The sequence below is a fragment of the Agromyces sp. Root1464 genome, from assembly GCF_001427265.1.
Taxonomy (GTDB): domain Bacteria; phylum Actinomycetota; class Actinomycetes; order Actinomycetales; family Microbacteriaceae; genus Agromyces; species Agromyces fucosus.
In genome coordinates this window covers 1122714-1135562 of record NZ_LMFU01000001.1, presented here as the reverse complement: position 1 = coordinate 1135562, position 12849 = coordinate 1122714, and the positions used below count along the sequence as shown (strand labels likewise).

Genomic DNA, 12849 nt, shown 5'->3' with positions numbered 1-12849 from the left:
CAGCAACTACAGTGGAAACCCTGAACAGAACGGAAGCAGCGCAGTGACATCTGACGGCGTCCCCCAGCGGACCGGCAACAATCTCGACCCTTGGTACGCGAATTACGCCGAGCGAGCCGCCGGGCTGGCCGCCTCCGAAGTCCGAGCCCTGTTCGCCGTCGCCTCACGACCCGAGGTCGTCTCGCTGGCCGGCGGCATGCCGTACGTGTCGGCGCTGCCGCACGACCTCATCACCTCCTCCATGGAGCGGGTCATGCGTGAACGCGGTGCCGTGGCGCTGCAGTACGGTTCCGGGCAGGGGATTCCCGAGCTGCGCGAGCAGATCCTCGAGGTCATGTCGATCGAGGGCATCCGCGGCAGCGTCGACAACGTCGTCACCGCGACCGGCTCGCAACAGGCCCTCGACCTCGTCGCCAAGCTCTTCATCGACCCCGGAGACGTGATTCTCGCCGAATCGCCGAGCTACGTCGGGGCACTCGGCATCTTCCGCTCGTACCAGGCGAATGTGGCGCATGTCGCGACCGACGAGCACGGACTGATACCCGAGGCGTTGCGGCAGACGATCGCGGCACTTCGCGGACAGGGCCGCCGAATCAAGTTCCTGTACACGATTCCGAACTTCCACAACCCGGCAGGCGTCACGCTCTCCGCCGAACGGCGGCCCGAGATCCTCGAGATCTGCCGTTCGAACGAGATCCTCGTGCTCGAGGACAACCCCTACGGTCTGCTGCACTTCGACGAGCCTGCGCCCAACGCGCTCCGCTCCCTCGACCCCGAGGGCGTCATCTACCTCGGCTCGTTCTCGAAGACGCTCGCGCCCGGCTTCCGGGTCGGATGGGCGCTCGCTCCCCACGCCATCCGCGAGAAGCTGATCCTCGCGGCCGAGTCCGCGATCCTGTCGCCGAGCTCCTTCAGCCAGATGGTCGTGTCGGAGTACCTCGCGACCGCCGACTGGCGCGCGCAGATCGACACCTTCCGCGGGGTGTATCGCGAGCGCAAGGACGCGATGATCGAGGCGCTGGGGGAGTACCTGCCGCAGCTCAACTGGACCAATCCCAACGGAGGGTTCTACGTCTGGGTCACGATGCCCGATGTCCTCGACTCGAAGCAGATGTTGCCGCGGGCGGTGAAGGAACTCGTCGCGTATACGCCCGGAACGGCATTCTTCGCCGACGGGCGGGGTCGCCACGCGATGCGCCTGTCGTTCTGCTATCCGACGCCCGACGCGATCCGGCTCGGCATCCGCCGACTCGCGACCGTGATCAACGGCGAACTCGACCTGCTCGACACCTTCGCGGGAACTGGCCCGCTGCAACTGCCTTCGAGTGCGGGGTACGACTCCGCGCCGCCGTCCGACCTGAAGTAGTGGAGAAACCCCTGATCATGAGCGATTCCTCCGGTCTTTACGTCGTCGTTCTCGCTGGCGGCATCTCGCACGAGCGCGATGTGTCCCTCCGTTCCGGCCGACGCGTCGCCGACGCGCTGACCGCAGCCGGCCATCGGGTGGCCCTCCGCGACCCCGATGCGGGACTCCTGCCCTTCCTCGTGAACGAACGACCCGACGTCGTATTCCCCGCACTGCATGGATCGAGCGGTGAGGATGGTTCGCTGCTCGAGCTGCTCGCGGCGATCGGGGTTCCGACCGTCGGCTCGTCGGGCGCCGCGTCGCGGCGAGCCTGGTCGAAGCCCGTTGCGAGTTCGTTGCTCGCATCGGTCGGCGTCGACGTTCCCGAATCGATCGTGCTCTCCCACGAAGCGTTCAGGGAGCTCGGTGCATCGAGCGTGCTCAAGGTCGTGCGCTCGGCACTCGAGGGCGACCTCGTCGTGAAGCCCGCATCCGGTGGATCGGCCCAGGGAGTGACGATCGTCGAAGACACGAACGATCTCGCGCGCGCAATGGTCGAGGCGTTCACCTACGCCGACATCGCGGTCGTCGAGCGGCGGATCCACGGGACTGAGATCGCGGTCACCGTCGTCGACACCGGCGATGGACCCCGTACACTGCCCGCGGTGGAGATCGAGCCGACCGCCGGCGTCTACAGTTTCCAGGCTCGGTACAACGCCGGCGAGACGACCTTCTATGCTCCGTCGCGTCTCGATGACGCCACCGTGTCGGCGGTATCGGATGCCGCGGTGCTCGCGCACCGCACGCTCGGACTCCGCGATCTCTCGCGGGTGGACTTCATCGTCGACGGCAGCGGCCGTCCCTGGTTCCTCGAGGCGAATGTCATCCCGGGGCTCACCGAGACATCGCTCGTACCACTGGCGATCGAGGCGTCTGGCTCGAGCGCAGCAGCGATCTACGGCGCTCTCGTGGAAGCCGCGCACGCTCGCGCGAACTGACGAGTGCGGAACATGAGGAAGGGCCGGTCCACTCGGACCGGCCCTTCTTCATGTCGCGATCACATACGGCTTCTCGCCGAAGGCTCGACACGATTCTTCGGCCGAAATCACATGATTTCGGTTCGTCAGAACGGATTCTGCGAGCGACCGATGCTCACACTCCGTCGAGATTCTCGCCGAGTTCCGTGAGAATCCGACGCAAGTCCTGAACGGTCGCGAAATCAATGCTGATCTGGCCTTTCCTTGCACCCAACGCGATCTTGACGCGGGTGTTCAAGCGGTCGCCCAACCGAGTGGACAGGTCCTCGAGGAAATCCTGTCGTTTGCCGGCAGAGGGCTTCGGTCGAGATGTCTTCGGCTCCTTCGTCGCGACGGCTTCGGCCGCACGCACCGACAGCTCCTCGTTCACGATCTTGTCGGCGAAACGCTGCATCTCCGCCGCGTCGTCACCGATCGACAGGATGGCTCGAGCGTGGCCCGCGCTCAGCACGCCCGCCGCGACCCGGAGTTGCACGGGCTCGGGGAGCCGCAGAAGTCGGAGAGTGTTCGAGATCTGCGGACGTGAGCGACCGATGCGCGAGGCGAGCTGTTCCTGCGTGATGCCGAAGTCGGCGAGCAGTTGCTGGTAGGCCGAGGCCTCCTCGAGAGGGTTCAGCTGCGAGCGGTGAAGGTTTTCGAGCAGCGCGTCGCGCAGCATGTCTTCATTCGCGGTGTCCTTCACCACCGCGGGGATGGAGTCCAAGCCCGCTGCCTTGGTGGCTCGAAGGCGCCGCTCGCCCATGACCAGTTCGTACTTGCCGGCGAGCTCGGGGTGACGGCGAACCACGATGGGCTGCAGCACTCCGAACTCGCGGACGCTGTGCACGAGCTCAGCGAGGTCGTCGGGGTCGAAGACGCTTCGCGGCTGGTGGGCGTTCGGAAGAATGTCGTTCGGGTCGAGTCGGGCCAGGTGAGCACCCGGGACGTTGACGAGCCCTTCGGCCGACGCGGCCTGCTCGACGACCGCAACCGCGGTGGGCTGTTGCGCATCCGTTTCCGGGAAGAATACGTCGACCGGGCGTGCCCGCGTGCTGTCTTCGCCGCTCGGGATCAGCGCGCCGATCCCACGTCCGAGACCGGTTCGTTTCGTTGCCATCAGTTCGACTCCTCGGGTGTTGCCGCTCCGCGACGGGCGATTTCGGCGGCCGCCTCACGATACGACAATGATCCGGTGGATCCGAAGTCGTAGCTGATGACGCTCTGCCCATAGCTCGGTGCTTCCGAGACTCGGACCGATCGGGGAATGATCGTTTCCAGCGTCTGGGCGGGGAAGTGGTCGCGGACCTCCTGCGCAACCTGCTGGGCGAGGTTGGTACGCGAGTCGTACATCGTCAACAGGATCGTCGACAAGCGGAGCTCGGGATTGAGGTGCTTCTCGATCAGCTCGATGTTACTGAGCAGCTGAGACAGGCCTTCGAGCGCGTAGTACTCGCACTGGATCGGGATCAGCACTTCGCGCGCGGCGACGAAAGCGTTGATCGTCAGGAGTCCGAGCGAGGGTGGGCAGTCGATGAAGACGTAGTCGTACGGGCGATCCATCGAAGCGAGATGAGCGTCGAGCGCACGCCGGAGCCGCTGTTCACGCGCCACGAGTGACACGAGTTCGATCTCAGCGCCGGCGAGGTGAATGGTTGCCGGCACGCAATCGAGCAACTCGTGTTCGGTGGATGGCTGCACGACTTCGGCCAGCGAGACATCGGAGACGAGCACCTCGTAGACGCTCTTGCGCTCGGATCGGTGATCGACACCGAGTGCCGTCGAGGCGTTGCCCTGCGGGTCCAGGTCGATCACGAGCACTCGGGCTCCGGAGCGAGCAAGGCCTGCGGCGAGGTTCACGGCGGTGGTCGTCTTGCCGACGCCGCCCTTCTGGTTGGAGATCGTCAGCACGCGAGTCGACGGGGGAAGCGGGAGTACCGCTTCGTCGAGTGCGGTGCGCCGACGGGTCTCGTCGGCGAGTTCGTAAGCCAGGGGAGTTCCTCCGTGATCTGACGATGTTTCACGTGAAACATCGGGGGCTTCGGTTGGTGCGTGGGGGCCTGCAGCAGGTGCGGACTGGGGTGCGGGGCTGATGCTCGCGTCATCGCCCGGGGGAGTGGTGGTCACCGGGCGAGGCGCAGAACTCACAGCTTCAGAATCGGGACGCTGAAGCGGAGCGGGACCGGGACCCGCCGTAGCGGGAGCCTCGGGTGGACGAGTACTCGGTTGTAGAACAGCTGCAGAAATGCGCTCCTCGGTACCATCGCCGACCTCTGGCATAGGTCGCGCCGCGACCGGAGCCAACGGAATCGTGGATTCGGGGGAGTCGATCTCGTGCGTCGGGCCTGATGAAAGCGGCACTGAACCAGGCGTCGCTTCAGCCGGCGCGATCCCGGGCGACGCACTCCGCGCCACGACCGCATCGGTCGCCACGGCCTGCGTCTCCGCCATCGCCGCCGTCTCGCGCGTCTCTGGCTCCGTCTCCGCAGCCGTATCGGCCGACGGCACAGCCGTCGGCGTCTCGGCCGTCGTTGTCTGCACGACTTGGTTCTGCACCGTCACGCTCTGCACCGTCGTGCCGCCATCTGCTTGGGCACGCGCAGGGTGGAGCGATGACGCGGTATCTGCGGTTGCATCACCGACGATTTCGCGGATCAGGTCTTCGAGCAGACGATCGGGTCCCGTCGGGTGATGGTCGGGCACGATTCCGGCAGGATCGGGATCTGCGCTGAGCGCTGCCGCTGTTGCGGCATCCCAATCGATCGCACGGCCGCCGGACGAAGCAACCGCCTGCTGCGCGGAGGGCGCAGTCGGCACGCCGGGAGGATCAGGCGTCATGACCGATGCGGTGTCGTCGGGTCCGCCAGCCAGAGCAGCCGCGCCTTCGATGGGTGGCACGGTCTCGCTGGCCAAGCCGGGGGGAGCGCCGGTCTCGCCTTCCCCCCCGACCGTCGCAGGGCTGGACGGCGCCGCGGCGGTCCATTCGGCGAACTGGCCGCGGTCGGCGACGCTGGGCTGCGGCTGCTGGGACTCAGGGTGTGTCTCCGGAGGAGTCAGCGGAGCCGATTTCGAATGCGTCGTGCCGCGGGCGGGCTCATCGGGGGAGGGCTGAGGGCGCTTGCGGTGAAACCATCCACGTCCCCCGCCCTGTGCCATGCCGACGCTCCAAATCCTTGGTATTCGAGAGATCTGCCGCGTTCTGCGGCGTCCTCGATCCGAGAGTCAAGCCTAACCGGCGCGACCGACTCTCAAGTTGAAACACGAGCGAACTACGAGAGATCCGCACCGATCGTCCTGCGCACGGGTGAGTGTCGGCGCGGCTGGACAGGGCGAGTCGAGTGAGGCGAGCGGAACGGTGGGTCGGGTCGGCCGACGCTCGATGACTGACAAGTGGGCCGCCACCGAAGGAAGTGTCCCTCCCTGTGACCGCCGCCGCGGCCGGCTGGGCCGGGTGGGCTCGATTGCGGGGAGCAGGACATCCACATACGTGCACCGCGGGTTGTCGCGAGAAGCCACGGGATCGCTCAGCCTTGCGTCGCCCGATGAGGCGCGGTTTCGTGCCGCAAATGAAGGCTGCGATGACGAACGCCCCTGGCCGCGCTCGATCGCCTCCTCCATCCCGCGATCGTCCGCATCCGAACGATGTTTCACGTGAAACATCGGCTGACGAGCAAAGTGGATATCCAATGTTTCACGTGAAACACCATCGGACCTCGAACGGGGCCACGCGATTGAGGAGAGTGGGAGACCGGTCGGATGGAGGCGCCAGTTGAAGACGTGGCGTCGATCTCCGTTCGTCGCGTCACCGAGGGGCTCGGAAGCGCAAGGGGGCGGGACACTGCACAGCTCTTCTCGTTGGAACCCTTCACCATGTCCAGCTGGTCGTGCGAAAGTGAGGACGATCCGCGGCGGCCTGAACGGCCTCACCGTCTGCCTCGTCGTGAAAGGTCCCCTCTGGTGACTGATGACCGACGACCGATGTCGGTCTACACAAGGGAGTGCGCTGCGCCGCCGTGCAGAGGCGGCGTTCGGTCGGTTGGACGGCTTTGACTCGGCGCTTCCAAGCCGCGGGTTCACGTTGCCCGCATCCCTGACCCGATCGATGTTTCACGTGAAACATCGGGTCCCCGATCTCGTGGGCAATCTCCCAGCTCCCTCGGCGCCCACACTCGTCTCGGTGGTCAGACTCGTGTCGGTGGTCAGACTCGTGTCGGCGCATGCGCTGGTCTGCACGTTCTAGATCGTCGCCACAGCCTCGCTCATCCACACGGCTCCGCATCTCCACGGCGCCGCATCTCCACAGCCCCGCGCATCCCCACAGACGCGCGCATCTCCACAGCCCCGCCCATCCCCACAGCCCCGCGCATCCCCACAGACGCGCGCATCTCCACAGCACTCGTCTCTACCGGCGCACTTCTCTCAACCGGTTCCGGACCGGGCCGCCCTACGATCGGTCAGACTCGGTCGTTGCTGATTCCAATTCCGTCGGCTGGAACACGCCCTTTCGCTGCTTGCCCGCATCGTCGAGCAAATCCGTGCCGATCCCTGTGATGGCGGCGTCCGGAAGGCGGGTGCGGCGCAAGGTCCACGCGACCTCACATCGGTGGAACGCATCCGATTACGGCATCCGGGCATCCGGGCATCCGGGCATCCGGGCATCCGGGCATCCGGGCATCCGGGCATCCGGGCATCCGGGCATCCGGGCATCCGGGCATCCGGGCATCGGGGCATCGGGGCATCGGGATGTTGCCACAAATCACGCGCGCGCGCACCCGCTGCACCCGCACCCCAGCGCCCGCCGACGCACCACCCGCACCCGCACCCGCACCCGCACCCGCCCGAAGCGTCGAGCATGGGTCTCCCCGTCCTCCGCGGCAATTCACGGGGGAGTGGATCAACGACACATCATTGGCGCGCGAGATCGGTTGGGTTCGGTTGGGTTCGGTTCATTCGCATGCTGGCTGCATCAGTGACACCAAGCGCTTTCGTGCGACGCTGAGATCGGCCAAGCGTCGCGCCAAAGTGCGGCGTCGGAGCATGGGCCGTCGAGATCAACTTCTTCACCAGTGGGCCGAAGCTCAGCGCCGGTTGCCCTGCGCTCACCACTGACGAACAGGATCGCGGAATACAGACTGAATGCCTCGCAGGGACCGAAGATCGCGGCCAGACAATGCGCGCCGGAGACGTGATCGCCCGAGCTGTGCGCCCTCGACGTGCCAGTGCGCCGACCATGCAGTGCGTCCGACCGCATGAACCAGGTCCAGAAGCTCGTGCCACAGCAGTAGATTCGTCGACCCTTCCTATGCGTCTGCCGCTTGCCGGGCGCTCGTTCGTAATACCTCGAGGACTCCGGCTCTCCGATGCGGCCTGCGCTCCGAACCCTGCCACTCCATGGAAGGAGGCATCCACCAGCCGGCCGCGGAGCCGTGTGATCTGTTTGCAGGCGCGCGAATGGCAGGGCGCACCGATTCCATCGCACGAAGGTGTGCGATTGACTAGGCTCGATCCGAGTCCGGACCGGCGGACACTGAAGCGACGAGATACCGCCGAGGGAAGACCGGTGTGCCGGGGAATGTGAATCGCCGAACCATCCGCGAACCCCGACACAACACCTACTCCACGATGGGCGGCGGCCCGGGGCATGGCCGAACCGGTCGGAGGCGTCGTTCAGGCAACTAAGTCAGCGCGGGGTCGTGAGCGGGATCCATCACTCCCGGCGCCGGCCGGGGCATGAGCTGCGCGGGGTCCGGCGCTTGGACTCCGCCGGGGGGTGACATGCAGTACGACGATTCGAGTCCTAGGTGATTGTCTCCGAGAGCCAGGTACCTGTCCTCACTCATCCGCGTCGGTCACCCCTGGGTATCGCGATGCCAACGCGGTCTGCAGAGGTTTCGGCCGCTTCGGCCAGCGACACACCAGGGGAGCCGATCGGTTCATTCAATGCGACCGATCCCGCCGACCTTCGCGTGGCGGGGCTTTGATCCAACCCGGGCCGAGGCAGTGGGCTGTATCGGCCAAGCCGCGCCGCAGAGTGCCGGCAACTTCGAGTCGAGCGCCGCGAGCTTCAACGTGCCGAGGATGCACACGCGGATACCAACGACCGTTCCACGTGAAACGCCATTGAGGAACCGGGGTGGGCTGAGGGTTAGACGATGTCAGCAACAGCTCAGCGAGCGATCGCCCGGAGCGAAGGGGATCACATTGCGAAGAGACAGGGGCCTTGATCGCAGGGGGAGTATCGCGCAGAGCACGGCTTGGTGGGGAGGAGCTAGCGGAGGATCCGCGAACACTCAGACACATGCGGGCGGCTGTCGCGTGCGGCAAGCACCGCACACTGTCGCGTTCTCTGAAAGAGAGCAGCAGGGGGAGAAGCGATGGGAAGCCGGAGAGACGAATGCGACCGAGAGTGGGGAGCAAGGTGAGGAGCACGGGGCAAGGAGCGCGGTCACCGTTCGACGGCGCCGCGGACAGGTCGAAGACCAGGGATCCAGCAGTCGACACCTTCGATGGACCACCGACCGCCGTCGCCCATCGAACCCAGCGCCTTGCGTGCGTTTCACGTGAAACGCTCACGGCACCACGTCGACCGAGAGAGAACCGACGCTGTTCGAGCACCGTCATGTCGCACCGCTGGCCCCTCGCGGCAACGTTCCTCCCCGCGGAGCGCGAGCTGGACAGATATCGAGAGTCGCGGGCGTCACACGTGCTCGACGTGATGGCCAACGTCAGATCGGCGCCCAGTTCGACGACTCGCCGCCACCCGCGCGACCAACCCCCGACCGTCGCAACAGCAGCGCCCACCGACGACAGATCCACAGGGATGCCAGCTGGCACGAGGTCGGCCAGACGTCGGCATCGATTGGGTCGACGGGTGCAGGTTCTGGGAGGCGGCGCTAGCCGTCACCATGCGAGCGTCCGAAACGCCGTCAGGCATGACCATCCACGCAGACGCTGCCGCCTCCGCGCTTCACACGACCGAGCCAAGGCTCGTGCGCCCCAGTGCTCGTGCGCCTCAATGGATGAAGGTGCAGAACACGAACGGCATCAGCGCCACAACGGCTGACGTTCGGCCGAACGACGTCCTTGCGATGTACGACAAGCCCTGCCCGGGACCGCAGAGCGCGGCTTGCGGCGAAGAGCCTCAGCCCGCCGTCGCGCGGAACACCCTCGTAACCTCGGAGACGACGCCTTCACCGAGCACGAGGACCTCGACATCATGCAGCTGGTACTTGCGGATGACCTTCTCGGCCGCGCCGATCTCACCGTCGACTCCGGCGCCCTTCATGAGTACCAGTTCACCGCCCGGTCGCAGGAGGGGAGCGGTCACCGGGATGAGCGTGCGGAGCGCGCTCACAGCGCGAGCAGTCACCTGGTCGAGCTGGTCGAACAGCTTGGATTCCTCCGCTCGCGCCCGCACGACCGTCACGTTCGTCAGGCCGAGCTCATCGGCCTGACGTTCGAGCCACGCGACGCGACGCTCCATCGGTTCGATCAGGGTGAACGAGACATCCGGTCGCATGATCGCGAGCACGATGCCGGGCAGGCCCGCGCCGGATCCGACGTCGCCCACTCGACCGGGCCGAAGCAAGGGTGCGACCAGCGCGCTGTTCAGGATGTGGCGGGTCCACAGGCGAGGCAATTCCAGCGGGCCGATCAGCCCGAGCTCCTCGCCGTGCCGGGCAAGGGCGTTTGCGAAGGCCCGCCCGCCCTCGATGTGCTCGCCGAAGAGCTCGAAGGCAGCGGCCGGTTCGGGTTCGAGTCCGTCGGTCATCGTTTCACGTGAAACGTCAGCCAACGCGAGTGATGACCGTGTGACGATCGGAGCCCTCACCGCGCGACTCCGAGTGCAGGCCGCGCTCCGCGACGAGGTCGTGCACGAGCTTGCGCTCGTACGACGACATGGGGGGCAGGGATGCCTCGGCGGCTCCGCCCTCGATGCGCTCAGCCGCGCGATCGACGAGACCGGCGAGCTCGTCACGACGTGCGTCGCGGGAACCGCCGATGTCGAGGATCAGACGTGAGAACGCACCGGTCTTCGTCTGCACGGCCAGGCGCGTGAGCTCCTGGAAGGCGCTGACGGTCTCGGGCTTCGCGAGCAGGTTGAGGTTCGCGCCTTCACCGGCGTTGACCGAGACGTATGCGCGTCCGTTGCGTGCATCGATGTCGATGTCGCCATCGAGGTCCATGATGTCGAGGAGCTCTTCGATGTAGTCGGCCGCGATGTCGCCCTCTTCTTCGAGCTGCGAAGTGGAACGCTCGGCGGCGTCGTGCTGTACGTCGGTCATGGGTTACTTCCCCTGCTTCTTCGCGCGAGCCTTGCTCACGGGCTGCTGGCGCTGAGTCTTCTTCGCTTCAGTCGCTTCGATCTCGGTCTGGGTCGGGCTCTTCTCCTCGACGACGAGCTTGCCCTTGCGGGCGAGGCGCTCTTCGCGGGCCTTCGCGGCCTCGCTGCCGGGAGTCGGCATGTTGCGGATGACCACGAACTGCTGACCCATGGTCCAGAAGTTCGAGACGAGCCAGTAGAACATGACGCCGATCGGGAAGGCGACACCCGAGAATGCGAACACCAGGGGCAGCAGGTAGAGCATGATGCGCTGCTGACGGAACATGGGGCTCGCCTTGGTCTCGGGCGACATGTTCTTCGAGACGATCTGCAGCTGGGTGATGAACTGCGAGGCGGTCATCAGCACGATCATCGTGGCGGCGATCACCATGACCTGCCACGGGTACTCGCCGTTCATCGCTCCGATGAAGGTGCCCTTCAGCGGGGCGCCGAGGAACTCGGCGTTGGCGAAGGAGTTGGCCAGGTCCTGCGTGAACACGCCGACACCGGCCTTGTCGTGCTGCGCGTCGTTGAGCACGGAGAACAGGCCGAAGAAGATCGGCATCTGCAGCAGCAGCGGCAGGCACGACGAGAGCGGGTTGGTGCCCGTCTTCTTGTAGAGCTCCATGGTCTCGCGCGACATCGCCTCGCGGGAGAACTGGTCCTTCTTGCCCTTGTACTTGTCCTGGATCTTCTTGAGCTGCGGCGCCACCTCGAGCATGCGGCGCTGGCTCTTGATCTGCTTGACGAAGATCGGGATGAGCGCGGCCCGCACGACGATGACGAGACCGACGATCGACAGCACCCAGGTCACACCGGCGTTGGGGTCGAGTCCGAAGAACGTCCACATCGAGTGGAACGCGACGAGGATCAGCTCGATGACCCATTTGATGGGCCAGAGGATCAGGCTGATGATATCGGGCATTGGGTGGGTCAGTCCTTTCGGAACACGGTGGGGGAGGAGAGCGCGAGGGCCGCGTCTTTGCGGCGGGGAACGGCAGCCGAGTCGGCTGCGGCGGATGCACCGTGGCCTCCGGAGCCAGAAATGTGGGGGTGGCCGTGATCGTGGCCGGGCAGGTCGAGATCAGCGGATGCCGCGGCGCTCGCCCACCCGGCGGGGATGACCCACCCGAACCGGGTGACGCGGTACCGTGAGTGCTTCGCGGCACGGACGTCGTCGATGCCGCCGGCCGTCCAGGGATTGCACCTGAGGATGCGCCATGCCGTGAGACCGGACCCGATGACGAGGCCGCGCTGCTGCACGGAACCCAGGCCGTAGGCCGAGCATGACGGGTAGTACCGGCAGACGTCGCCGTACAACGGCGAAATCGCGGCTCGATAGCCGCGAATGAGGAGGACCCCGACGTTGCGGGGGATGAGCGCGGTGAACAGGACGGCGTTCTTCACGCTATTCGCCCTTCTCCTGCGCTGCTGCGGCCGACGATCGTGCACGTCGGCGTTGGAGTGCGCCGAGTACTTCGGCACGGATCTCGTTCCAGTCGGCGAGCGACGCCGATGGCAGGGCTCGCACGACGACGTCGACATCGGAGATGCCGTCGCCGAGGGCCTCATGGCAGACGGCCTTCAACCGCCGGCGGACGAGATTTCGGCGGACTGCGCCGCCGACCTTCTTCGAAACGATGAAGCCGAAGCGTGCGTCGGTGCCCGACTCCCGTGAGCGCACATAGCTCACGGTGTGGGCACCGGCGACCTTCGCCCCACGGCGCACGATGACTCGATAGTCGTCGGCGCTCGTGATGCGATTGGCTTTGGCGAGCACCGAAGATCTACGCGGAGAGCTCGGTGCGACCCTTGCTGCGTCGTGCCGACAGGATGGCACGGCCGGCGCGGGTGCGCATGCGAAGGCGGAAGCCGTGCTTCTTGGCGCGACGACGGTTGTTCGGCTGGAAAGTACGCTTGCTCATTCTTCTTCTCCGGCGTTCGGATCTCCTCGCCGAAATTCGCTGGTTGCGTGATGGCGGGAAAACTGGGTGCCCTTGACGGGCTGGGGTCAACTGATTAAAACTACGGCCTCGAAGGCTCGGGGTCAAACCGAACCGAGTCGGAAGTGGCCGCAGTCCAAAAGAGACAGTATCGCCCGAACCTCAGGATCGCCTGTGGAACGACACACCCGAGCTATCGAATCCCTCAATCGGCATTTGTCGGGA

General features: G+C 65.9%; 10 protein-coding genes. 2 read left to right on the top strand and 8 right to left on the bottom strand.

The window, feature by feature from the left end; translation table 11 throughout:
- Window positions 1–43: 43 nt before the first annotated feature.
- Window positions 44–1366 carry an aminotransferase-like domain-containing protein gene (locus ASD23_RS05155; RefSeq protein ID WP_056007109.1) on the top strand — a complete coding sequence of 441 codons (1323 nt, stop codon included), beginning with the start codon at window positions 44–46 and terminating at the stop codon, window positions 1364–1366.
- A 17-nt stretch (window positions 1367–1383) separates the two neighbouring features.
- Window positions 1384–2343, top strand: a complete 960-nt coding sequence (locus ASD23_RS05150) for a D-alanine--D-alanine ligase family protein (RefSeq protein WP_056007921.1) — start codon at window positions 1384–1386, stop codon at window positions 2341–2343.
- A 154-nt stretch (window positions 2344–2497) separates the two neighbouring features.
- Here ASD23_RS05150 and ASD23_RS05145 read toward each other — a convergent pair whose 3' ends face one another.
- The 8 genes from ASD23_RS05145 to rpmH form a co-directional block, all read right to left on the bottom strand.
- Window positions 2498–3478 (bottom strand): ParB/RepB/Spo0J family partition protein, encoded by a 981-nt coding sequence (locus ASD23_RS05145; protein WP_056007106.1) that lies wholly within the window; start codon window positions 3476–3478, stop codon window positions 2498–2500.
- Window positions 3478–5271, bottom strand: coding sequence for an AAA family ATPase (locus ASD23_RS19190; protein WP_235507659.1), 1794 nt, complete (start codon window positions 5269–5271; stop codon window positions 3478–3480). The genes ASD23_RS05145 and ASD23_RS19190 overlap by 1 nt, the downstream gene beginning before the upstream one ends.
- Before the next feature lie 4228 nt (window positions 5272–9499).
- On the bottom strand, window positions 9500–10129 hold the full coding sequence (gene rsmG / locus ASD23_RS05135; protein WP_056007103.1) for a 16S rRNA (guanine(527)-N(7))-methyltransferase RsmG: 630 nt from the start codon (window positions 10127–10129) through the stop codon (window positions 9500–9502).
- A gap of 16 nt (window positions 10130–10145) precedes the next feature.
- On the bottom strand, window positions 10146–10643 hold the full coding sequence (locus tag ASD23_RS05130) for a Jag family protein (protein WP_056007100.1): 498 nt from the start codon (window positions 10641–10643) through the stop codon (window positions 10146–10148).
- A 3-nt stretch (window positions 10644–10646) separates the two neighbouring features.
- Entirely contained in the window at window positions 10647–11606 is a 960-nt protein-coding gene (yidC, locus tag ASD23_RS05125) for a membrane protein insertase YidC (RefSeq protein ID WP_056007097.1), read from the bottom strand.
- An 8-nt stretch (window positions 11607–11614) separates the two neighbouring features.
- Window positions 11615–12088 (bottom strand): membrane protein insertion efficiency factor YidD, encoded by a 474-nt coding sequence (gene yidD / locus ASD23_RS19425; RefSeq protein ID WP_200941694.1) that lies wholly within the window; start codon window positions 12086–12088, stop codon window positions 11615–11617.
- A 1-nt stretch (window position 12089) separates the two neighbouring features.
- Window positions 12090–12461: a ribonuclease P protein component gene (rnpA, locus tag ASD23_RS05115; RefSeq protein WP_056007093.1), complete on the bottom strand. Its 372-nt coding sequence runs from the start codon at window positions 12459–12461 to the stop codon at window positions 12090–12092.
- Window positions 12462–12468: 7 nt separating this feature from the next.
- Window positions 12469–12606, bottom strand: coding sequence for a 50S ribosomal protein L34 (gene rpmH, locus ASD23_RS05110; RefSeq protein WP_055854070.1), 138 nt, complete (start codon window positions 12604–12606; stop codon window positions 12469–12471).
- Between the last annotated feature and the right edge of the window lie 243 nt (window positions 12607–12849).